This window comes from Mucilaginibacter sp. P4_G9 (assembly GCF_056400985.1).
Genome location: NZ_JBFUKF010000056.1, coordinates 1 through 20,593, shown reverse-complemented (window position 1 = coordinate 20,593; position 20,593 = coordinate 1). Strand labels below are relative to the sequence as shown.

Annotated in this window: 23 protein-coding genes; 10 read left to right on the top strand and 13 right to left on the bottom strand. The window is 42.4% G+C overall.

Annotated features, from left to right (window positions below):
* The coding region (locus AC1DPZ_RS07725) for an HRDC domain-containing protein (RefSeq protein WP_477402396.1) at positions 1-460 on the top strand (460 nt) is incomplete at its 5' end.
* A gap of 339 nt (positions 461-799) precedes the next feature.
* Here AC1DPZ_RS07725 and AC1DPZ_RS07720 read toward each other — a convergent pair.
* The 6 genes from AC1DPZ_RS07720 to AC1DPZ_RS07695 form a co-directional block, all read right to left on the bottom strand.
* Positions 800-1,387 (bottom strand): TetR/AcrR family transcriptional regulator, encoded by a 588-nt coding sequence (locus AC1DPZ_RS07720; protein WP_477402394.1) that lies wholly within the window; start codon positions 1,385-1,387, stop codon positions 800-802.
* Positions 1,388-1,548: 161 nt separating this feature from the next.
* Positions 1,549-2,220, bottom strand: coding sequence for a GNAT family N-acetyltransferase (locus tag AC1DPZ_RS07715; protein ID WP_477402392.1), 672 nt, complete (start codon positions 2,218-2,220; stop codon positions 1,549-1,551).
* A gap of 141 nt (positions 2,221-2,361) precedes the next feature.
* On the bottom strand, positions 2,362-3,012 hold the full coding sequence (locus AC1DPZ_RS07710; protein WP_477402391.1) for an NmrA family NAD(P)-binding protein: 651 nt from the start codon (positions 3,010-3,012) through the stop codon (positions 2,362-2,364).
* Between the two features lie 188 nt (positions 3,013-3,200).
* Complete coding sequence (locus tag AC1DPZ_RS07705; RefSeq protein ID WP_477402389.1) at positions 3,201-3,752, bottom strand: DUF420 domain-containing protein; 552 nt, start codon at positions 3,750-3,752, stop codon at positions 3,201-3,203.
* An 11-nt stretch (positions 3,753-3,763) separates the two neighbouring features.
* Positions 3,764-4,198, bottom strand: coding sequence for a hypothetical protein (locus AC1DPZ_RS07700; protein WP_477402388.1), 435 nt, complete (start codon positions 4,196-4,198; stop codon positions 3,764-3,766).
* A 599-nt stretch (positions 4,199-4,797) separates the two neighbouring features.
* Positions 4,798-5,190, bottom strand: a complete 393-nt coding sequence (locus tag AC1DPZ_RS07695) for a winged helix-turn-helix transcriptional regulator (RefSeq protein ID WP_477402386.1) — start codon at positions 5,188-5,190, stop codon at positions 4,798-4,800.
* 96 nt (positions 5,191-5,286) lie between these two features.
* Here AC1DPZ_RS07695 and AC1DPZ_RS07690 point away from each other — a divergent pair, with 96 nt between their 5' ends.
* A complete protein-coding gene (locus AC1DPZ_RS07690) occupies positions 5,287-6,237 on the top strand; it encodes an NmrA/HSCARG family protein (protein ID WP_477402384.1) in 951 nt (316 codons plus the stop codon).
* 139 nt (positions 6,238-6,376) lie between these two features.
* Here the strand turns inward: AC1DPZ_RS07690 and AC1DPZ_RS07685 are convergent, their stop codons facing one another.
* Positions 6,377-6,562 (bottom strand): hypothetical protein, encoded by a 186-nt coding sequence (locus AC1DPZ_RS07685; protein WP_477402383.1) that lies wholly within the window; start codon positions 6,560-6,562, stop codon positions 6,377-6,379.
* Positions 6,563-7,481: 919 nt separating this feature from the next.
* On the opposite strand from AC1DPZ_RS07685, the gene AC1DPZ_RS07680 reads away from it, so the two are divergent.
* The 5 genes from AC1DPZ_RS07680 to AC1DPZ_RS07660 are packed head-to-tail and all read left to right on the top strand — an operon-like array spanning position 7,482 to position 13,263.
* Positions 7,482-9,620, top strand: coding sequence for a xanthine dehydrogenase family protein molybdopterin-binding subunit (locus AC1DPZ_RS07680; protein ID WP_477402382.1), 2,139 nt, complete (start codon positions 7,482-7,484; stop codon positions 9,618-9,620).
* A gap of 35 nt (positions 9,621-9,655) precedes the next feature.
* A complete protein-coding gene (locus AC1DPZ_RS07675; RefSeq protein WP_477402380.1) occupies positions 9,656-10,129 on the top strand; it encodes a (2Fe-2S)-binding protein in 474 nt (157 codons plus the stop codon).
* Positions 10,126-10,776, top strand: a complete 651-nt coding sequence (locus tag AC1DPZ_RS07670) for a cytochrome c family protein (protein WP_477402379.1) — start codon at positions 10,126-10,128, stop codon at positions 10,774-10,776. The genes AC1DPZ_RS07675 and AC1DPZ_RS07670 overlap by 4 nt, the downstream gene beginning before the upstream one ends.
* Positions 10,777-10,823: 47 nt before the next feature.
* Positions 10,824-12,980: a molybdopterin cofactor-binding domain-containing protein gene (locus AC1DPZ_RS07665; protein ID WP_477402377.1), complete on the top strand. Its 2,157-nt coding sequence runs from the start codon at positions 10,824-10,826 to the stop codon at positions 12,978-12,980.
* Positions 12,981-12,990: 10 nt separating this feature from the next.
* Positions 12,991-13,263: an XdhC family protein gene (locus AC1DPZ_RS07660; RefSeq protein WP_477402376.1), complete on the top strand. Its 273-nt coding sequence runs from the start codon at positions 12,991-12,993 to the stop codon at positions 13,261-13,263.
* Here the strand turns inward: AC1DPZ_RS07660 and AC1DPZ_RS07655 are convergent.
* The 3 genes from AC1DPZ_RS07655 to AC1DPZ_RS07645 form a co-directional block, all read right to left on the bottom strand.
* Positions 13,260-13,874, bottom strand: a complete 615-nt coding sequence (locus AC1DPZ_RS07655; RefSeq protein ID WP_477402374.1) for an NAD(P)H-binding protein — start codon at positions 13,872-13,874, stop codon at positions 13,260-13,262. The two genes, AC1DPZ_RS07660 and AC1DPZ_RS07655, sit on opposite strands and share 4 nt — an antisense overlap.
* A gap of 94 nt (positions 13,875-13,968) precedes the next feature.
* Positions 13,969-14,577, bottom strand: coding sequence for a flavodoxin (locus AC1DPZ_RS07650; RefSeq protein ID WP_477402372.1), 609 nt, complete (start codon positions 14,575-14,577; stop codon positions 13,969-13,971).
* Positions 14,578-14,587: 10 nt separating this feature from the next.
* Positions 14,588-15,571: an aldo/keto reductase gene (locus AC1DPZ_RS07645; protein WP_477402371.1), complete on the bottom strand. Its 984-nt coding sequence runs from the start codon at positions 15,569-15,571 to the stop codon at positions 14,588-14,590.
* A gap of 170 nt (positions 15,572-15,741) precedes the next feature.
* Between AC1DPZ_RS07645 and AC1DPZ_RS07640 the strand changes: the two genes are divergently transcribed.
* The 3 genes from AC1DPZ_RS07640 to AC1DPZ_RS07630 are packed head-to-tail and all read left to right on the top strand — an operon-like array spanning position 15,742 to position 17,430.
* Positions 15,742-16,638: a helix-turn-helix domain-containing protein gene (locus AC1DPZ_RS07640; protein WP_477402369.1), complete on the top strand. Its 897-nt coding sequence runs from the start codon at positions 15,742-15,744 to the stop codon at positions 16,636-16,638.
* A 30-nt stretch (positions 16,639-16,668) separates the two neighbouring features.
* Positions 16,669-16,899: an aldo/keto reductase gene (locus AC1DPZ_RS07635; protein ID WP_477402367.1), complete on the top strand. Its 231-nt coding sequence runs from the start codon at positions 16,669-16,671 to the stop codon at positions 16,897-16,899.
* 24 nt (positions 16,900-16,923) lie between these two features.
* On the top strand, positions 16,924-17,430 hold the full coding sequence (locus tag AC1DPZ_RS07630) for a nuclear transport factor 2 family protein (protein WP_477402365.1): 507 nt from the start codon (positions 16,924-16,926) through the stop codon (positions 17,428-17,430).
* A gap of 475 nt (positions 17,431-17,905) precedes the next feature.
* Here AC1DPZ_RS07630 and AC1DPZ_RS07625 read toward each other — a convergent pair whose 3' ends face one another.
* The 3 genes from AC1DPZ_RS07625 to AC1DPZ_RS07615 all read right to left on the bottom strand — a co-directional run bounded on the left by AC1DPZ_RS07625 (position 17,906) and on the right by AC1DPZ_RS07615 (position 20,481).
* Entirely contained in the window at positions 17,906-18,346 is a 441-nt protein-coding gene (locus tag AC1DPZ_RS07625; protein WP_477402364.1) for a DUF2147 domain-containing protein, read from the bottom strand.
* 133 nt (positions 18,347-18,479) lie between these two features.
* Positions 18,480-19,481: an NADP-dependent oxidoreductase gene (locus tag AC1DPZ_RS07620; RefSeq protein WP_477402362.1), complete on the bottom strand. Its 1,002-nt coding sequence runs from the start codon at positions 19,479-19,481 to the stop codon at positions 18,480-18,482.
* 43 nt (positions 19,482-19,524) lie between these two features.
* Positions 19,525-20,481 (bottom strand): NADP-dependent oxidoreductase, encoded by a 957-nt coding sequence (locus tag AC1DPZ_RS07615; protein ID WP_477402361.1) that lies wholly within the window; start codon positions 20,479-20,481, stop codon positions 19,525-19,527.
* Positions 20,482-20,593: the final 112 nt, after the last annotated feature.

Sequence of the window (20,593 nt, the reverse complement as noted above, 5' to 3'; positions counted from 1 at the left end):
GCATTCGGCCATCCCCAATTATATAGGCACTTCGAAAGAAATGGCGGGTAAAGCAGATGAATTAATTAACTGGCTGATGAACCGGTTAAAACTCTTAGATATATTTAAAGCAGTACCGTTCAAAACCGATATTTATTTGGATCTGCAACGCAGCAAGCCCCAATCCGGCAGCGCTTACCTGAAAGCCTTAAATGCCAGGCCAAATGAAAAACTCATAGCACAGTTATTGGATTGGCGGGAACAAACCGCCCGTACCGAAAACATCCTTGCCAGTATGCTTTTCACTGAACAAACACTCGCGGCTATTGCCGCCAAATTACCAGCTACACTCAAAACACTCAGCGGCATCAAAGGCGTAGGCCCTGAGAAGACCAACCGGTACGGTGCAGCTATTCTGACCCGGATCAGAGAATACCAGAACGAAGCCACTGGCGCCAGTGACCAGGCCAGTTTGTTCTGATTTAAAAGATCAAGCCGCTTGTGGCATTAATACTGCCTTCAACATGGTCATTTCTAAATAGCGAGATCAATTGCCTGACGACCGATTCGAAGTATGTAAATGCATTTATGGAGGCTTGGAGCTGCTAGCCCGTTTTAATTAGGCGAAAATAACTGCGCATACAATTAAACCCGACCGGGAAGCAGCCCAACCCGTTTGAGGCAATGCTTTCGCTTTGGGGAGATTATTTAGCAACGTGGACATATGGCGCCATTGACCACATCATTCTTGAACCGCTGTCAAATCACTCAAAACAACACCGTCAACATACCATATGATATGTTTTGTTTTTAAAAAAAATTACTTGAGGCTCTTTAAATACTTCTCAAATTCCTTCAAAAAATCCGAATAGGAAGACTTGCCGAATAATTTTCCCATATAGCGCGCGCCACCATAATTTGTTATAACATGGAGGGCGATCTTATTGGCTTCATTATCCTGGCTTAACTGACCCTGCTCCTGTGCTTTTAATATAGCCGCCTCAATGATAGTCTGCCACTTTTTGATAACACGCGTTAGTGCCTTCTGAAAGGATGGGTTAAGGGGTGCCATTTCATCTATCAGATTGATAACGGGACAGCCGAATTCGACTTTGAAGAACTCGTCGTTAAACAACAGTATTTCCATCATTTTGTAAATGTTTACCCGGACATCGTTGGGTTTTTTAAGCGTTTTCTCTAACAAGGGGATTATTTGGGGATACATCAATTCATTGATGATACCAAGCCCCATTTGTTCCTTGTTCTTAAAGTGATAAAAAAAAGCCCCCTTAGTTACCTGTGTAGTGGCAATGATGTCATCAATGCTGGTGGCCTGATAACCTTTCTGGTAAACTAAATCATATGCCTTTTGCAATATTGTCAAGCGTGTCGCTTCTGCTTTTGCCATAAATACCGAATAGTATGTTTACAAAAATAAAGAATTAATTCATAGTGATCAGTGGCTATAATCACTTCTCGGCGATCCGGATGTCCGGTCGCTATTCCTGCTCAATTAGCGGCTGAGTTATAACTGGATTATAACAATTACACCCAGGCCGTCGGTGTAAGTTATTTATTCTTTTGGAGGATATAGAAGTACATGTAACTGCGAACTTCAAAGCCAATTTCTTTATACACTTCAAAAGCGCGGTCATTTCCGCAGGCGACATGCAACATCGGGATATTTCCCGACTCCTTAATCCGGTTGATCTGGAACTCCACCAATTGTCTGGCATAGCCACGGCCCGTATAGTCGGGATGTGTACATACGGCACTGATCTCCGTATAGGGTGATGGCTTCATCCGGTGTCCCGCCATGGCGATCAACTGATCACCGTCAAAAATTCCGTAATAATCGCCGAAGTCAATGGTACGGGCATCAAAGGGCCCGGGATGGGTCAGTTTCGTTAATCCGATCATTTGCGGGATGTGCTCATCAGTCAATCTGACCAGGCTGAATGTATTTACCTCTTTCATATCACCCTCATAGACCATTTGCCGGCCTTTGATTGGACTGAGCAATTTCCACATTTTGGGTATTTCTGTTTCAACAGGGGTAACATAGCCAATCGGGCCATCAAAAGGCACCAGGTCATAAAGTTGCTGAAAGCTATCCGCCTGCAGTTCCTTAAACCCGATAAAAGGTGATACTTCCTGGGAGAAATATTTAATATCGTCTGTGCCATTAGCCAGCTGTCTATTCCCCGTAGTAAATGCGGGGTTATCCAATACATGTTTCATTTTTTTATTTTTCGGTTTTTATAGGCCAAATCCCGCATACCAATTAGTATGTCTTTTGATAAAAAGATCCAAAGTATGTCACTTGCTCTTTTAGCAAATAACATGCTTAATTAATTCTTCTGCTAAAGCTGACTTGCTATCTTAATTTAAAAACTGTTTCTTAAAGTCTTTCGGCGTTTTACCGACTTCTTTCCTGAACAATTTGGAGAAATAGGACATGTTTTCAAATCCCAGGGAATAGGCGATCGCGCGGCCCAGATCAGCAGAATCGACAGGTGCCCAGCGTCCGTTGCCAAATGGTAATACGATCGTGCTGGTTTCGTGAATAATATCACGGGTATAAAGGAACCAGTCATCAAAAAAGGTAGGCCTTAAGTGAACAGTAGGAATACCAGTCATATTTAAAATCTGTTCTCCAACCCAGTGATCCTGCGCCGCATTACTTTTAGCTACCCGCCTGGCAGATATCTGGGACATGTTAACGATGCCTTTCAAACCGTTTTCTTTAGCGGCCTGGGCAAAATAGGCCGTGGCCTGCAGCACTCCCGGAACGATAACCGGGAAACAAAAATAGGCGGTATCAATACCCTGCATAGCCGCAGAAATGTCATTGTAATTGAGCAGATCGCCCACTACGACCTCCGCGCCCTTGGCTGCGAGTTTTTCTGAACGTTCATCGTGGCTGTGAACAAGTGCCCTGACGGGATAACCCATTTCCAGCAGTTCGTCTATCGCGGCACCGCCGCTTTTACCGGTTGCACCGGTTATCAAAACTTTTAATTGCTTTTCCATCTTTAAGATATTTTATTTGTTAATCAAAGGTAGGCCGGGCGATGAGGGGACTGCTAACGTTAATTTCCGAATTACTGTCACTTATTTACAAAACCGAATTAAAATCCGGGAACAGCATCGCCCTAAGTCTTATCTCTGCCTGGCAACAGGAAAAGCCAATTTCCAATTACGCCGGCAGCGTATGTCATTTACCTGTAGTAAGGCGATATCAATAAATAGACGATCACACCGGTGGAACTCACATATAACCAAATAGGCATAGCCCAGCGGGTAATTTTTTTATGTAAAGCCACTTCCATATTCAGGCCGCGTCCGATGGATATGAGTGCCAGCGGGACGGTTAGGATCGCCAGCGGGATATGCGTGAGCAATATTAAATAATAGATATACCTGACAGCACCCTGCCCGCCAAACTTTGTGGATGGCGTGGTAAAATGATACAGGAGGTAAGACAATAAGAATACGGAAGTACATACAAAAGCGGCGAAAATAAAATTACGGTGCCGTTGTATGTTTTTCTGTTTAATGGCATATAATGCCAGCAAAAGAAAAATGAAGGTCAAGCCATTCATAATCACATTCAATAATGGCAAAAACGAAAAGCTATAGGCCTTAAAACTTTCCTTATTTGGAAGGAAAAAAGCGAATATGATCAGGCCATTTATACCTAAAGCCAAAGCCCATATTAAAGGTTTATAATTTCTAACCACTGCTGTCTGTTTGTTTAAAATTTGATTCATTTAATCGATATTTAAAAAGATCTGAAATAAGGCCGGCTCGTCAATGGTGAGAATGGCCAGGGAACATTTGCCAGTATGATTAAAAGGCCGACAGTAAACCAAATCGCCATTGTTTTAAACCGTTCCTTGTCGGTTTGCCTACGTTTGGCTTTAGCCGAACCGATAGTGATCACAATAATTGCCGTTATCATCATCAGGCTGTGTTCCATACCGAAAAAACGGATCTGTCTTTGATGAACGGCGTCTTTATAGTTATGTAGAAAATAGTTGATGATGGGGCTGATAAGATAAAGCCAAAGGCCGAAAATGAGCTGAATATGTGCTATAGTGGCGGTCCAATGCCTTGCCGCATCATCAATACCGGAGAATCTTCTTTTGGAGAACCAACCATTATAAGCCAGAAAAAGTGAAAAAAGCAGGCTCGCCAGGACAAACCAGCGTACCAAAGAATGAAATGCTAATATTGTTGATTACATAGGCTGTTGTATCGCGCAAGTTGCTACAAGACAAAGATAAACAATAACATACTAACTGGTATGTTATTGAGTGAAATTATTTCCGTGTGTGGAAACGGGCCGGGCTTAAGCAGGTTGGCCTTGAGCCGAAACTTGAAGTTCGGCAAAGGGGAAGGGAGCAGTTATATTGCTATTTCCTGGCTATTCAGAGCGAAAAAGGACCTGAATCAGGGGAAAAAGTATCCCCAATGGGCAATAGCTTTTTCAAAAGCACGGGGTTAACAGGTCAAGAAATCGATGTATACCTGGAGATGGCTAATTGTTATAGTGAAGAGGCTGGTAAGGGACTGGAAAAAAAATTGCCCATAATAGTACTGCTGTCATTCTGATGAAAAAAAACTTTCCTGGCACGCTAAAGCTGGCCGGTATGTTAAAAGACTTAGGTAATTTGCACCGGTATCTACGGGCCGTTTCGTATAAGGCCACTTCCGTTTCATTATTGCCATTTCTGTTATAGCACAAAAAGATTCGATCAATTTTTTCGACGGCTAAGCCTCCAAATCTTAAATCAGTTTTTTGTTGAACTCCCCCTACCGTTTTAATTCAGACAGGTTGACAAAAGTGCCCTTTTGGTCGGCGATATGATTTCCCCAGGTCAGAATGGCGTCCAAAGCAGGAATCAAAGTTTTACCAAAATCAGTTAAACTATAAACAACCTTAACAGGCGGCTTTTTGCCATAAACTTTTCTTACGATCAAACCGTCCYTTTCCAACTGTTTTAACTGCAAACTCAGTGTCATTTCCGTCACGGTTTGCATTTCTTTTAAAAGTTCGCTGTATCTTTTCGAATCCGATTTTAAATGATAGAGGATAACTGTTTTCCATTTTCCGCCTATCAGATCCATCGCCAAACTCACCGTACACGGATAAATCTTGCCATTAAACTTGATGTGATCTCCAATGCATTCTGTTTTTACTATCATTTATCGACTATCAAAATAGATAGTTATTGCAAATGTATTTAACTAAAAATAGTTTTGCAACTATAATTATTATAGTTAATTTTTTATACTAAAGCAATGACACAAAAAGATAAGCCACTGATTACGATCACCGGGGTATTGGGTAAACAAGGATTTAGTGCGGCCCGTACACTTTTGCAAAGCGGGTGTTACCGTGTACGCGGCATCACCCGCCGCATTGGTTCGCCGGAAGCACGTGAGTTAGCCGAGCAAGGGGCAGAACTCGTCAATATCCCTCTTGGTTTGTTGTATCAAAAGGAATTCATCAAGGCCTTCCGCGGCTCGTATGGCGTTTTTATGATGACCCCAGGTATCGCTCCTCCGCAAACTCACGAAACGGAGTTGGGGAAACAGTTGGCAGACGCTGCCGTTGAAGCCGGAGTGCAACACATTATCTTCAGCAGTTTGGAAAACGTGCATCAAATAACCGATGGAAAAAAGTTTGCCCCGCATTTTACAGACAAGGCCAGGATTGAAGCATATATCCGCACACTTCCCGTAACCAGCTCGTTTATCTATATGGCTTTTTTTTATACAAACTTAATGGAGTTTTACACGCCGCATGTAGAAGGAGATACACTGGTATTTCCCCTCTATCTACCGAAAGACTTCCGCGCTCCATTTGTTGATCCCCTTAGTGCTACCGGCCCGGCTGTTTTAGAGATTTTTTCGAATCCCGACCAATACGCCGGAAAGTCTTTGCCGGTAATCGGCGACATTATCTCACCCCTGGAAATGGTCGATGCTTTTGTTCGGGTAACAGGCAAAAAAGCCATATACAGTTCGGCATATACGCGGGAAGATTTCCTGAATCATTTCCCGGAATTTGGCTTGAACGATACTTTAGTGCGAGAGATTTTAGGGATGGCCGAATACGCGGTTGAATATGGCTATTTTGGAAAAGACCGCGACTGGCAATGGAGCCGCGATACCAACCCAGAAAGCCTCAATTGGGAGCAATTTTTGCGTGCCTCAGGCTGGCAAGGGCAAAAGGTTTCTTACCGATAGATTCATAGCAATCAGAACTGCAGATTCGCAAGATCGTACTCACTGGATCGAATCGCATATCAGTCAAAATCAAAGCAATCGGGCATATTGCCTGATTGCTATAATTAAACTAAAATAAATTGCAGACGATTTCGCCAAATCACAATGGTATCACTTTTTTGGCTTTTAACTCACCGAACAGCTCAAAAAACATTTGCCCCGCATCAACAAATTCATGGAAACCCAATCTCCGGGCCTTGGTACCGTCTCCAAAAAAATCGCAGTCCCAGCCAAATACCGCATCGCCGAAGACTGGCATTTTTTTACCTGGTTCAATCAACGGCATAGTCAAAAGCATGCAACGCATAAAACAAAACGGATTTAAAATTGACGCTGGTACCGACCAGTTTCAAAAGGCTCACCCGGGCGCTTAACCAAAACAAGTCTTACAATGTCCACGCCGATTCTTTTTTTGCTTGTTTCTTAGGCCAATTTGGTGATCATCTCGGCATTCAATCTACTTGTACTAAAAAAATTTAGCATCCCACTAACTTATTGCGTCATTCGTAGAGCAAATTGCACTTTATTTTGCAAGTTGCCGATAATCAACATATATAGACTTAGGTTCGGAACTCTCCCTCTCCTCTATCAATACACATCTGCGATAATTGTATTTCAAAAAGGAAGTTCATTATCCTTAACTACATTGCAATAAATATTTACAATTACAGGCTCTTGCCGCATACCATGAGTTGTAACTGATATATAGTATCGTTGATATACAAGTGACCTCAAGATTCTTTGCTGTTCATCAGCAGGTACGAGATTTAGATAAGAATTAAACACCTTTTGCGTTAATGGGCTTTTAAAATGRATATAGTGTAACGTTATACAATTTTTCACCATCTGTTATTTTACATCTAACGAGCCGATAAAATTATACATAAATTGATTTAGAAATATTTAATTAATCATTAACTCATCACATTTATCCGCTTAACAATATTATTTACATGCTACACCTTCTATATCGAAATTTATGATGATTGAACTATTACGTTCAAAGCGATCARAACGATAAGATCAACGGAGATATTTTATACAATAAATTATAGAAGAATTGTTTATAATCAGTAATAATGGTTGTAAAATCAGTAATATGTATAAGTCCTCTTTGAAAATAGTAATGTACCTTTATTGGAGTTGAAGTGGCTTCTCTTAAGGCGAAAGGCTTTACATCATATCAAACCTAAGTTATAAATCAAATGAAAGGGACATCAAGACGAGACTTTATAAAAAGCGGCGCTACAGTAGGGCTCTCATTTTGGCTGGGCTTGTCTGCCAAGGGAACTATCCTGCATGCGACAAGCCAGGCGACAATTAAAAATTTCTCCCCTTTTATACTCGTTGAATCAAATGGACACATAACTATATTCAGTAACAAGCCTGAAATAGGTCAAGGTACATTCCAATCTATCCCGGCTTTAATTGCTGAGGAATTTGAGGTCGATCTTAATAAGGTACTGATTAAAAGCACGAATGGTGAAAGTGAATTTGGCGGGCAATTTGCAGGCGGGAGCAGTTCCGTAAGAGGTAGCTACACCCAGATGCGAAAAGTAGGTGCTTCCGCACGGGAAGTTTTTATTAAAGCGGCAGCCAATAGATGGCAAACGGATGTAGTTAATTGCTATGCTGAAGACGCAACCGTAATTAACAGGTTAACTAATGCCAAACTTCCTTATGGTGACCTTGTTGAAGATGCTTCAAAAATTGAATTATCAAAAGAGCCGAAATTAAAAGATGTCAAAGATTTTAAAATATTAACGAAGGCTGCCAAAAGGCAGGATATACCGTTAAAGACTAACGGCTCGGCGGAGTTTGGGATAGATGCGCGGGTTCCGGGTATGGTTTACGCCACAGTAGAAAGATGTCCTGTATTGGGCGGAACGTTAAAAAGCTTTGATGCAACCGAAACGCTCAAGGTTCCCGGTGTACAAAAAGTTGTTGAGATAGAGCGTGTAGTAGGAAAGTATTCATCTGTCGGTGTTGCCGTTATTGCAAACTCTTACTGGACGGCACTGCAGGGGCGCAAAAAGTTAAGCATTATTTGGGATTTTAAAGGATTTGAGACTTTTGATTCTGCGGAATATGAAGCAAAACTCAGGAGCCTGGCCARCGAGCCGGGCCTATCCGATAAAACAAAGGGCGATGTTGATGCTGTAAAAATAACAGCTCAAAATACGGTAGAGGCTTTTTACGAAACACCACAGATAGCGCATCATCCGCTTGAACCGCTTAATTGTGTAGCCCAAATAACAGKTGATAAAGTTGAGATCTGGACATCAACACAAGTTCCCAGTGCTGTTACCGGTGGCCTTCCGGCAATGATCGGCTTTAAACCGGGAAGTGTAAAATTAAACAGCAAATTTACAGGTGGCGGTTTTGGCCGGAGGCTGCAGATCGATTATATTGCAGAAGCGGTTAATATTGTTAAGCATACAGATAAGGCTGTTAAAGTGGTTTGGTCGCGTGAGGACACTACCGAGCAAGGTTCCTACCGGCCGATGACCTTCTCAAAGTTAAAAGCTGGTTTTAACGCCGATGGCCAACTGCTTACTTTTGAACATAAAGTGATCAGCCCCTCATATGGCGAAGCCCAGGCTGTTAAATACGATAAAAGTAAGGTTGACGGCATAATGGTTGAAGGAATTGGTGAACAGGCTTATGAAATTCCTAATGTGAAAACCTCATACGTCAGGGCCGATTATCACGTGTCCCTTGGGGCCTGGAGGTCAGTAACAAGTTCTACCGTCGCCTTTGCCCATGAATGCTTCATCGATGAATTGGCTTATAAGGTCAAAAAAGATCCCCTCGCCTTCCGGCTTGAGCTATTAACCAAACCATCAGATACCAAAAAAGTATTGTTGAAGCTAAAAGAATTATCAAACTGGGATAAACCATTACCCAAAGGCAAAGGAAGAGGCATTGCCGTATGGGAATTTTTTGCCGGACTTTGCGGACAGGTGGTTGAGGTTACCTATAATAAGGATAAATCCATAAAAATAGACAAGGTCATTGCTGTAATAGATCTTGGCGAGGTAGTTAATCCTGATAACGTAAGGAACCAGGTTGAAGGAGCCATTGTAATGGCACTCGGCGCGGCTACCAAACCGGGAATTACCCTAAAAAACGGCCGTGTCCAACAGCATAATTTTTACGATAATCCTTTAGTACGTATTAATGAAGTGCCAAAGATTGAAGTACACATCCTTACCGACGGCGGTAAAATAAAAGGAGTTGGTGAACCAGGCTTACCTCCATTCGCGCCTGCATTAGCTAATGCCATATTTGCGGCAACCGGAAAGCGGTTCCGCAAAATGCCTTTTGACTTAAAAGTGGGTTAAACAAATTGATTATAAACTAACACAAAAACTATCCAATGATCAATCTAAATGTAAATCAAAAGGCGTATCAGGTCGAGGCGGATCCGAATATGCCATTACTGTGGGTGATAAGGGACATTATCGGTTTAACGGGTACAAAATATGGGTGCGGAGTAGCGCAATGTGGCGCTTGCACCGTACATCTGAACGGCGAAGCGGTACGTTCCTGCGTTACAAAGGTTAGCCGTGCCGAAGGGCAAAAGGTGGTAACCATAGAAGGCCTTTCCAATAATAATAGTCATCCGGCACAGGTGGCCTGGAATGAGGAGAATGTACCGCAATGTGGTTACTGCCATTCCGGCCAGATCATGTCGGCTGCAGTACTGTTGCGTGAAAATGGAAATCCAAGTGATGATGATATAGATGCAGCTATGGCGGGCAACATCTGCCGATGCGGCACCTATCTACGCATCCGTAAGGCTATCCATTTAGCAGCTGAATTACAAAGAAAGGAGCGCGCAAGCAAATGATGCAGCAAATAAAAGATAAACACTCTTACCGGAGTTTAGTAAGAGCGTTCACTATAATTGGTGTACTATTATCCATGATATGTATAATGGCATTTACACTGAATTATAGCAGTGATCCAAAAGTAAATGCCGGAGCAGCGATGCCCGTAATCAAAAAAGACAGCGTCGCTTCTGTAAAAGCTTTTAAGCAGGTATACACCGTGCTGATGAGTGCCCGATGTATGAACTGTCATCCATCCGGCAACATACCGTTGCAAGGCGATGACAGCCATCTGCATACCATGTCTCCACAGCGAGGCGTCGATGGCAAAGGCGTATATGCCATGAAATGTTCCAACTGCCACCAGGCTACCAACACGCCCGGGCTGCATACGCCGCCAGGTAATCCAAACTGGCATTTGCCGCCTGCTGATATGAAAATGGTGTTCCAGGGTAAAACGCCGCGTCAGTTAGCGCAGCAATTAGTTGATCCTAAACGTAACGGGCATAAGGATATGAAAAAGCTGATTGAACATGCGGACGATGGCTTAGTATTGGCTGGCTGGAACCCGGGTGAAGGTCGTAAGCTTCCCCCAATGAGCCATGCTGCTTTCAAAAAAGCATGGTTGACCTGGTTAAACACCGGTGCCTACGCGCCAAAGAAGTAATAAGACGAACGTTCGTAAATAAATAATCACTTAACTCTTAACTACCTATGAGTACAAGTAATATATCAAGAAGGAACTTTTTACGCACAACGGGTGTTACCGGCGCTGCACTTTGCCTTGGCTTTTCATTCGTCTCGGCAACTGATAAGGCCGAAGTGGTCAACACAGCGTCAGCCGACCCATCGGAGATAGAACTAAATGCCTGGATAAAGATCGATGCAACGGGAAAAGTCACCCTGGTTGACCACCGTGCAGAAATGGGCCAGGGCTCTTACCAGTCTGTTCCGCAAATTCTTGCCGAAGAACTGGAGGTGAACCTGGATGAAGTGAACATTATATTTGCGCAAGGCAATAAAGAGAAATATGGAAGCCAGATTACTGGTGGTAGTTCTACCATCCGCGGCTCGTACAAAAACCTTTTAAAACTGGGCGCTACTGCACGGGTAATGCTAACCACGGCAGCCGCTGCAAAATGGAAAGTTCCGATTACAGATTGTTATGCTGAAGCCGGCCATATCATCCATCGTCCATCCGCAAAAAAATTCCATTATGGCGAATTGGTTGCAGATGCCTCAAAGCTGGAGCCGCCAAAGGACGTAATATTGAAACCGAAGTCGGCATATAAATTGATCCGCCAGCCACTGCACCGTCAGGATACGCCGTTGAAAACAAATGGCACTGCAGGTTTTGGGCTTGATAAGAAATTACCCGGAATGCTCTACGCCGCAGTAGAACGCAACCCACGGCTGCGCGGTAAAGTAAAAAGCTTTGACGATACAGCTGCCCTAAAAGTTCCTGGTGTTAAGAAAGTGTTTAAGGTAAAGATGGGCGTTTTTAAAACTTTTCGCGAAGGCGTGGTTGTTGTAGCTACTTCTACCTGGGCTGCATTGCAAGGCAAAAAAGCGTTACGTGTAGAATGGGATGATACCGGCTTCGATCATGTAAATACTGCTGATATTTTCAAAAGCCAGCAGGCGAAGCTAAATACTGAAGAAGGCCTGATCCTCAAAAAGCAAGGTGACCCGGATGCCGCGATAAGCAGCGCTTCAACTAAGCTGGATATCGTGTACCAAACCCCCTACCAATCGCATAGTGCCATGGAACCAGTGAATTGTGTAGCGCATTATCAAAACGATAAAGTGGAAATATGGGGGCCGATCCAGGCACCGGAATGGGTGCAGGAATATATTGCCGGACAGTTAGGCTGGACAAAAGAAAAAGTTATTGTCAATATGACTTTTTTAGGCGGGGGCTTTGGTCGTAAGGCTTTTATGGACTATCCGCACGAAGCCACCATGATCTCCAAAGAGATCGGTGCTCCGGTTCAGGTAGTCTGGACACGTGAAGATGATGCCACACAGGGACCATACCGCCCGGGAATCAGCTACCGTTGCCAGGGTGCTATTGACAACGGGAACATCAGCGCCCTCAAATTCCGGATGGCGGGACAGAATAATGATCACTGGAGAGATGGCCCGAACGGAAAAGCTAACCGGAGTACATCAGAGGGTTTTTTAAAGCCCTATTATGATTCCATCAAGAATATCAGTTTCGCAGAGGTGATGTTTGAAACTCCTATCCCAACGATGTGGTGGCGCTCCGTGTATGCATCCACGAATGGCTTTGCTTATGAAAGCTTTTTAGACGAAATGTCGATTGCCGCCGGAAAAGATCCAATGGATCTAAGGAGACAGTATCTCAAAGATGCAAGAAGCCAGAAGCTAATTGATAAAATGGAAGAAGTTTCGGGCTGGAAAAGCAGGAAGAAGAATGAGGGCTATGGCACGGCTATTACAGAATGTTTTGCGAGCACGGTGGGACAAGTGGTGAAGGTGTCTAAAAATGACCAAGGCAAATTAAAGATCGACCATGTATGGGCAGTTATGGATTGCGGCTGGTATGTGAACCCCGATATTGTAAAGGCGCAGGTTGAAGGAGCAATTGTAATGGGCCTGGGCGCGGCCACCATCCATGAGATCACCTTTAAAGACGGTTTGGTAGAACAACGCAACTTCTACGATTATAAAATGCCAAGAATTACTGACATTCCACCGATTGATGTTTTCATTATGGAAAATGATGAAAATGCAGGCGGTGTTGGCGAACCGGGTTTACCAGCCTTTGCACCGGCTTTAACGAATGCCATATTTGACCTTACCGGAAAGCGTATCAGGAAATTACCATTTGATTTGACAACCGTTTAACAGTTGCTATGTGAAAGAGTTAAAGGACATCGTGAATGTCTATGATAAGGCCCACAAAAGCCGGCAAACAAACAGCTTTGGCAACAGTGGTGCATGTAGATGGGTCTTCTTATCGCAGGCCGGCGCACGTATGCTGGTAACTGAGGATGGCCAATTGACGGGCGCTATAAAGTTAATTTTTGGCTACTGCGATGGCGGACCATTGCAGACTTTAAACTGCGGGGGATTTACAATCCGGTGCGATAAAATCAATGGTTGTAAAATTTTCCGCATTGGCTTTTAATTCAGTATTTTGTATTCATTCGGAGTATAACCCGAGTGAGTTGGTTTGCTAATGCCCAGATTCTCGTTGATATGCAAACTGGAGTCTTTAAACACCTTCATAATAAACGTTGCTATACTCTTCCTGGAAATGGCGATACCTGTTTCGGGATGGCCTTTGCGCGTCAAGATATAATCGACTTCATTGTTGCTGGTAAACCAGTCCGGTCTTAAAATCGTATAATCAAGGCCGGAAGCTTCTATGACATCTGCCAACTTTCGGTATGGGATCAGGACAGATCTTAGCGGCACATCATAAATACCGATAGAACTGATTGCTACGATCCTTTTAACGGAGGTGTCCCGCATGGCCTTAACAATATTCTTTGCCATCTCCTCCAGGTTTCCTGCACGGTTCACATAGACGATATCCTGGCCGGCGACAGCTTCTTTTACACTATTGTAATCCATAGCATCGCCTTCAAAAACAGTGCAGCTCACGGCATCGCTTTTTGAAAGCCTGTTCTTGTTTCTCACGAACAGCGTAAGTGATGTGTTATCTAACTGCTTTGCCTCTTCGATTACAGATTTAGCAAGGCTGCCGCCTGCCCCGATAATTAAGATCTTTTTCATGATAGTTTTTTTGTATTGCCTATTACTACCGTTATAAACGTCTTTCGATTCTATTAGCTGGTTGTTATAGCAATTTCTGTATTACAAACTATTATTACTGATTTGAGAATATGGATAATTTGGAAAGCCATTGCTTTACCTTTTTTTGCGCCTCTTTTTCATATTGTCCCTGAATGACCAGTAACTTGCCGTCACGCTCTATACCACCTTTCATCGTAAACCCTTCCAGAACTTTGCTTTTTGGGCATAGTTCTTTGACGGTTTGAAATGTCGAACCAACCCCATAGCCAGCGTTTGTATTAAATGGAATGATCGTTTTGCCCTTCAGATTATGCTGATGCAGGAAGCTTTTTACCGGCGGCGGCAACTGCATCCCCCAAGTGGGGAAGCCGACAAATATGACATCATATTTGTCGATACCTTCAACCTGCGTTTTTAAAGGCGGCAGGTAGCCTGTTTCATTTTCTTTGGCTACCTGGTCAACCGTTGCTTTATAATTCTCAGGATAAGGTTTTTGCAGTTCAATCGGCACGAGCTTTCCGCCAACCTGCTGTTGGATAATTTGTGCGATTGCTTTGGTGTTATTTGTTCGCGAGAGATAAACGATCAGCACATTTTTATCGCTCTTGTTTTGTTGTGCTTTTGCACGTCCTGGCACCATGCACATCGTTAACAATAAAAAGGAAATAAACAGCAATTTCATAATGTTTAGTTTACTTACCAACCCTTTGTTGTAAATGAGCTGGGTAGCGGTCGCCCTGAACATTCGTTTTGGCAAAGGCATCATCAATTGCCTTGACATCATCGCCGGAAAGATCAACCGATGCACCGCCGATATTTTCTGTTAAGCGATGTGATTTTGTCGTGCCCGGAATAGGTACAATCCATGGTTTTTGTGCTAATAACCAACCCAATGCTATTTGCGCAGGGGTTGCTTCTTTTTGTTTGGCGATTTCGCCAAGCAGCTCAACTAACTTTTGATTCGCTTTCCGGTTCTCCTCATTAAAGCGGGGTACTGAATTGCGAAAGTCTGTACTGTCAAACTGTGTGTTTTCATTAATGGCTCCTGTTAAAAACCCTTTTCCTAAAGGACTGAATGGCACAAAGCCAATTCCTAATTCCTCCAGTGTTGGGATAATTTCTTTTTCAGGCTCCCTCCACCAGATCGAGTACTCGCTCTGCAAAGCAGTAACCGGTTGTACAGCATGCGCTTTACGAATAGATTCAGCGCCCGCTTCCGAAAGACCAAAGTGCTTCACTTTACCTTCCGCGATCAGCTCTCTTACCGTTCCTGCAACATCTTCCATCGGTACATTGGGGTCAACACGATGCTGATAGAACAGATCGATCACATCGGTTCTCAGACGTTTTAACGAAGCTTCCACAACCTGTCTGATCCGTGCCGGGCTGCTGTTCAATCCTTTACGCGAGTCCCCGTCCTCAAATCCGAATTTGGTTGCCACTACAACTTCTTTGCGGAAGGGTGCCAGAGCTTCGCCCACTAATTCTTCATTAGTAAAGGGACCATAACATTCCGCTGTATCGAAGAAAGTTATACCTTGTTCGTAAGCCTCCCTGATCAGGTTTATGCCTTGTTGTTTATCTGTAGCAGGGCCATAGCCAAAGCTCAAGCCCATACAACCTAATCCCAGTGATGAAACCTCAAGACCGGTTTTTCCTAATTTTCTATGTTTCATTTTTTTCCTATTTGTATCTCGTGTTTAATGATATGTGCAAATGTCACGCCTATTTTTAGCCTTATTGTTATACAGATTACTGGATTTCCTACCATTATTACTGATTGGCCTAACAACTTATCGTAACGTGTAAGGGATAAACTATCTTTGGGTTAGTAAAGGAAATTGCAATGGAAAATGTGATGAGGATCGATACCATCGGTCAGTACAACGCGCTTAACAATAATGAGACGCTGCATCCGCTCGTTAATATAGTTGACCTGTCGAAGGCAGATAAAAGACCGAACCGCCGGAGTAATTATGGTTTTTATGCCGTATTTCTAAAGGAGATCAAATGCGGCGATCTGCAATATGGTTGTAACTATTATGATTACGAAGAAGGAACTTTGGTGTTTGTCGGTCCCGGACAGGTAATTGGAGTGGAAAACAATGGCGAACTTTATCAGCCAAAGGGTCAGGCGTTGGTCTTTCATGCTGATCTGCTTAAAGGCACTTCACTTGGCCGCCATATTACTGATTATAATTTTTTTTCGTATGAAGTGCATGAGGCGCTTCACCTGTCCAAAAGTGAGCGAAAGATCATCTATGATTGCTATGATAAGATCAGGAACGAGCTCCGGCGGGGCATTGATAAACACAGCAAAACATTAATCGTAAGTAATATTGAACTCTTACTTAATTATTGCATACGTTTTTACGACCGGCAATTTATTACCCGGGAAAACGTAAACAAGGGTACATTACAAAAATTCGAGGAATTGTTGAATGGATATTTCAGTTCCAACAAGCCTTCAGAACTGGGCTTGCCCACTGTTGGTTACTGTGCGGATCAACTTAACTTATCGGCCAATTATTTTGGTGACCTGATCAAAAAAGAGACTGGAAAGTCAGCCCAGGAATATATACAATTGAAAACTATGGACGTAGCCAAAGAGAAAATATTCGACACCACTAAATCAGTAAGTGAGATCGCATATGAACTTGGCTTTAAATATCCACAGCATTTCACGCGATCTTTTAAACAGCATACTGGTTTTACACCTCTGGATTATCGAATGATGAACTAGAAAATTGACTATTTCAATTGTGAAGGATGCATGATTGCATTTAATACGCTTCATCAGTGCGTTCTTTTCTCGGTATGTAAAAACGACATTTTCAATCACCTGGTGCTGCTTGCCATCGGYCAAAGCTATCAAAAAACTGTTGCCCAGGTAATTCTGCAGTGGCTGGCGCAACGAGGCATAGTTGTTATTCCGAAGTCGGTCAGCAAAGAGCGAATTGCAGAAAATTTAGACATCTTCGATTTTGTGCTATCCGCTAACTGAAGCGTAATACCTGATCAAATTAATATGAAAAAATTATTATTAGTAACTACTTTACTATTTGCTTATTTAACACCAAAAGCACAAAACATGAAAAACTTACAGGAACTGTCAGACCGGGTCGCTCTTAAAGAATTAGTAGACACCTTTTCAATCCTTGCAGATAAAAAAGACGTGCATACCCAGGTACAACTTTTTACAACTAACGCCACCTCAGAAACCTTTATCGAAGGAAACTCGGTATCCAAACTGACCGGCCGCAAACAACTGGAGGATGCATTTGGCGCTTTTCTGGCAAACTTTCAAACCGTCTATCACTTTAACGGCCAGCAAAAGGTGACGATTACCGGCGACAAGGCTGTAGGAACATCCTATTGCACCGTTACCCTGATCGGTACCGAGGACGGCAAAAAAATGAAAACCACCATCGGCGTTGTTTACGAGGACGAATTTGTGCGGGAAAACAATCACTGGCTGATTGCTAATCGCAAAGCGAATTTTGACTGGCAGGAAAAACAGCCAATGGCTCAATAGAGCCTCAAGGGTCTCTCGCCATTACAAAGAAAGCTTCCTAAAAAAGCCATGCTGGCAATCACGTAACTGAATGAAAAGATACTAAATCAAGTAGCGATGTTCTGTATTAAGAGTTTGAAAAATAACGGGTATTTGATCCAACAATTAGAGTAAACTTGCTTTTCTGCGTCATTCGTAGAGTACGGAAATTTAAAAATGTAACATGCTGATTATTAGCGGAAAAAATAAGATTCATGACCATAGGTCTCCGCTGATTACATTAACAAAAGTGTCAAAAGCCCATGAATTGCATTTTTAAGGGCTGTTTCTTTTACACCACGTATCAAAACTCGCAAATAATCGCAAAACTATATTGCGTTATTCGTAGCGCCTTTTCAAAATAGCACTAAAAAACAAAAAGAGCGCTACGAATTGCATGTAACAATTTGAATTACAGCATATTCACGACACATACATTTTGTTTATGAACAAAATATTACTTCGTCTTTTCCCAAACACTTGTCCTGCCAAATAGCGACACACCAACGTATCCCCTGATATTCAGCTTACTATCCTTTAGCTTCAAGGTACAACTGTATGTTTTACCGCTATAAGCATCATAGATCTGACCACCATCCCAGGCCCCGTCATGATAAGTAAAATCGTAGAGCATGATCAGATCCTTAAGGTTACGTGACCTTAATTTTTCATCTTTGTTTTTAACGTCTTTCCGGGAAGTTGTTCCATCCGGTTCGTACATCGTTTTACCCCAGATCAGTTTGCCAAAATACTTGCTGCCTGATTTATAAACATCAATTTTAACGGTCTTATCTTCGCTCAGCCATACGCCTAAGATCTTATCGGCTTCGGGAGTTTGTGCAAAAGTTTTTGTTACTGCAAAAAAGCATAGCAACATTATCGTCCTTAGTTTTTTCATATATTAAATGGTTTTAAATAGTTTCAAGGCATTGCTGCCCCCACAGAATAGTGCCAGGTATTAATAGCCATGYGCTATCCATGGGGCAAAACGTGAGGTTTATATTTCTATTTGAAATCCGTTTGTTTAAGCATTACTTCATTTTAACAACAACTTTTCCTTTGGCGCGACCGCTTTCAACATAGGCCATTGCTTCCTTGATCGATTCGAACGGGAAAACTTTATCTATCACCGGTGTTATTGCGCCAGTATTTATAAGAGCGGTAATTTCTTTTAACTGCGAACCGTTTGCTTTCATGAATAGAAAAGAAAAGCGCACATTAAGCTTTTTTGCTTTTCTCCTTACTCCAGAGCTCAAAAGGCGCACGATTAATTTCACAAACCAGGGAGCTCCGATTTCTGCCGCAAAGTCAGCATCAGGCGGGCCGGAGATCGAGATGAGTTTTCCACCTGGTTTCAAAACATTCAGCGACTTTTCGAGCGTCTTTCCGTCCTGGCTATTCAAAACCAAGTCGTAACCGTTCAGAACTTTCTCAAAGTCATCTTTCTTATAGTCAATAACAACATCTGCACCAAGGCTTTTTACTAGCTCCATATTGGCTGAGCTTGTAGTTGTAGCCACGGTAGCACCCAGGTATTTCGCCAGCTGAATAGCAAATGTGCCTACCCCGCCAGAACCGGCTTGTATGAATACTTTTTGCCCTTTCTTCAGGTTCCCGTTTTCAATCAGTGCCTGCCAGGCGGTCAGGCCCACCAGGGGGATGGATGCGGCTTCTTCCATGCTCAATTTCTTTGGCTTAAGCGCAATATCGGCTTCCTTAATCGCAATGAACCCGGCAAATGTGCCAATGTGATGATCCGCCGGTCGGGCGTAAACCTCGTCTCCAACCTTAAATTGTTGAACACGTGCCCCAACTTTGGTTACAATACCTGCCACATCATGACCTAAAACAAACGGTGTTTTATACGGCAAAATAAGTTTAAATTCCCCGTTTCTGATTTTGGAATCCAGCAGGTTGATTGCAGCGGCATGTACTTCTATCAATACTTCATCCGGTTGTGGTACAGGATCGGGTATTTGCCCAATGCGGCCACCGTCCTTGCTTTTGTATTTGTCTATGATGAATGCTTTCATTTTTTAATTTGTTTATGATTTTTATCCTTTAGATCTGCTTTAGCTAAGACTTAATATTTACTACAATTTTGCCAACAGTTCTGCCTTTTTCTAAATACAAATGGGCTTCACCCATCTCCTCAAAAGAAAATGTTTTAGAAACGTGCGATTTCAATATTCCTTTTTCCATTAACTGTGCAATTTCCAACATATCAGTGCCTGATGATGCTACAAGTGCAAATGATAGATTCACACCTTTTGATTTTGCTTTATCAATATCTTCGTTGGAAATATTTGATGATGAAATTGTAGCAATAGTTCCGCCCGTTTTTGTTACATCAATTGCTTTGGAAATAATATCACCATCAGTAACTGTATTTAGCACAAAATCAGCCTCAGAAACTAACTCCGAAAAATTTTCTGTTACGTAATCTATGTGTTTATCTACGCCATTTTGTAAGACAAAGTCTTTGTTTTTTACTGATGAAGTGCCGTATACATAAGCTCCAAAATGTTTGGTTATTTGTGTAGCATAGTGCCCTACACCACCGGAAGCACCGAGAATTAACACTTTGTCCCCTTTTTTAACGTTTCCTTTTTTTACTAATATTTGCCAGGCCGTCAATGCAGCAAGAGTAGCCGATGCCGCCTCAGGATAAGAAATATTGGCGGGCTTTAAAGTTAAATGTGCGGATGGAACTGCTACAAATTCTGCATAAACATTTCCTTTGCCGGGGAAATTTGCCATTCCAAAAACAGCATCACCGATTTTGAAATCCGTCACGTTTTCTCCAACTTCAACTATTGTTCCCGACAAATCCCAACCTAAAATTACAGGTCGCTCTTCTCCAAAAAGCCAGGATAATGCACCATTATTTGACCTTGCTTTATAGTCGACAGGATTAATACTTAATGAAATTGTTTTTACCAACACCTCATCACTTTTAATTGCTGGCTTTGACATATCTATATATTTTAGATTATCAACATCGCCTGCTTCATTTAAAATTATTGCTTTCATTTTTTATTTTTTAAAAGTTCATTACTTTTTTTGGGATTAAGTATATTAGATGCAGTTTTCGGAAAAAACCTATTGATCAAACTAAATAGTTTTGCATCGCCTACTTTTATTG

Coding starts and splice junctions, on each gene's coding strand:
- AC1DPZ_RS07720 (WP_477402394.1), bottom strand. CDS start 1,387: ATGGCAAAAGCAGAAGCGACACGCTTGACAATATTGCAAAAGGCATAT.
- AC1DPZ_RS07715 (WP_477402392.1), bottom strand. CDS start 2,220: ATGAAACATGTATTGGATAACCCCGCATTTACTACGGGGAATAGACAG.
- AC1DPZ_RS07710 (WP_477402391.1), bottom strand. CDS start 3,012: ATGGAAAAGCAATTAAAAGTTTTGATAACCGGTGCAACCGGTAAAAGC.
- AC1DPZ_RS07705 (WP_477402389.1), bottom strand. CDS start 3,752: ATGAATCAAATTTTAAACAAACAGACAGCAGTGGTTAGAAATTATAAA.
- AC1DPZ_RS07690 (WP_477402384.1), top strand. CDS start 5,287: ATGACACAAAAAGATAAGCCACTGATTACGATCACCGGGGTATTGGGT.
- AC1DPZ_RS07685 (WP_477402383.1), bottom strand. CDS start 6,562: ATGCCGTTGATTGAACCAGGTAAAAAAATGCCAGTCTTCGGCGATGCG.
- AC1DPZ_RS07675 (WP_477402380.1), top strand. CDS start 9,656: ATGATCAATCTAAATGTAAATCAAAAGGCGTATCAGGTCGAGGCGGAT.
- AC1DPZ_RS07670 (WP_477402379.1), top strand. CDS start 10,126: ATGATGCAGCAAATAAAAGATAAACACTCTTACCGGAGTTTAGTAAGA.
- AC1DPZ_RS07665 (WP_477402377.1), top strand. CDS start 10,824: ATGAGTACAAGTAATATATCAAGAAGGAACTTTTTACGCACAACGGGT.
- AC1DPZ_RS07655 (WP_477402374.1), bottom strand. CDS start 13,874: ATGAAAAAGATCTTAATTATCGGGGCAGGCGGCAGCCTTGCTAAATCT.
- AC1DPZ_RS07650 (WP_477402372.1), bottom strand. CDS start 14,577: ATGAAATTGCTGTTTATTTCCTTTTTATTGTTAACGATGTGCATGGTG.
- AC1DPZ_RS07645 (WP_477402371.1), bottom strand. CDS start 15,571: ATGAAACATAGAAAATTAGGAAAAACCGGTCTTGAGGTTTCATCACTG.
- AC1DPZ_RS07640 (WP_477402369.1), top strand. CDS start 15,742: ATGGAAAATGTGATGAGGATCGATACCATCGGTCAGTACAACGCGCTT.
- AC1DPZ_RS07630 (WP_477402365.1), top strand. CDS start 16,924: ATGAAAAAATTATTATTAGTAACTACTTTACTATTTGCTTATTTAACA.
- AC1DPZ_RS07625 (WP_477402364.1), bottom strand. CDS start 18,346: ATGAAAAAACTAAGGACGATAATGTTGCTATGCTTTTTTGCAGTAACA.
- AC1DPZ_RS07620 (WP_477402362.1), bottom strand. CDS start 19,481: ATGAAAGCATTCATCATAGACAAATACAAAAGCAAGGACGGTGGCCGC.
- AC1DPZ_RS07615 (WP_477402361.1), bottom strand. CDS start 20,481: ATGAAAGCAATAATTTTAAATGAAGCAGGCGATGTTGATAATCTAAAA.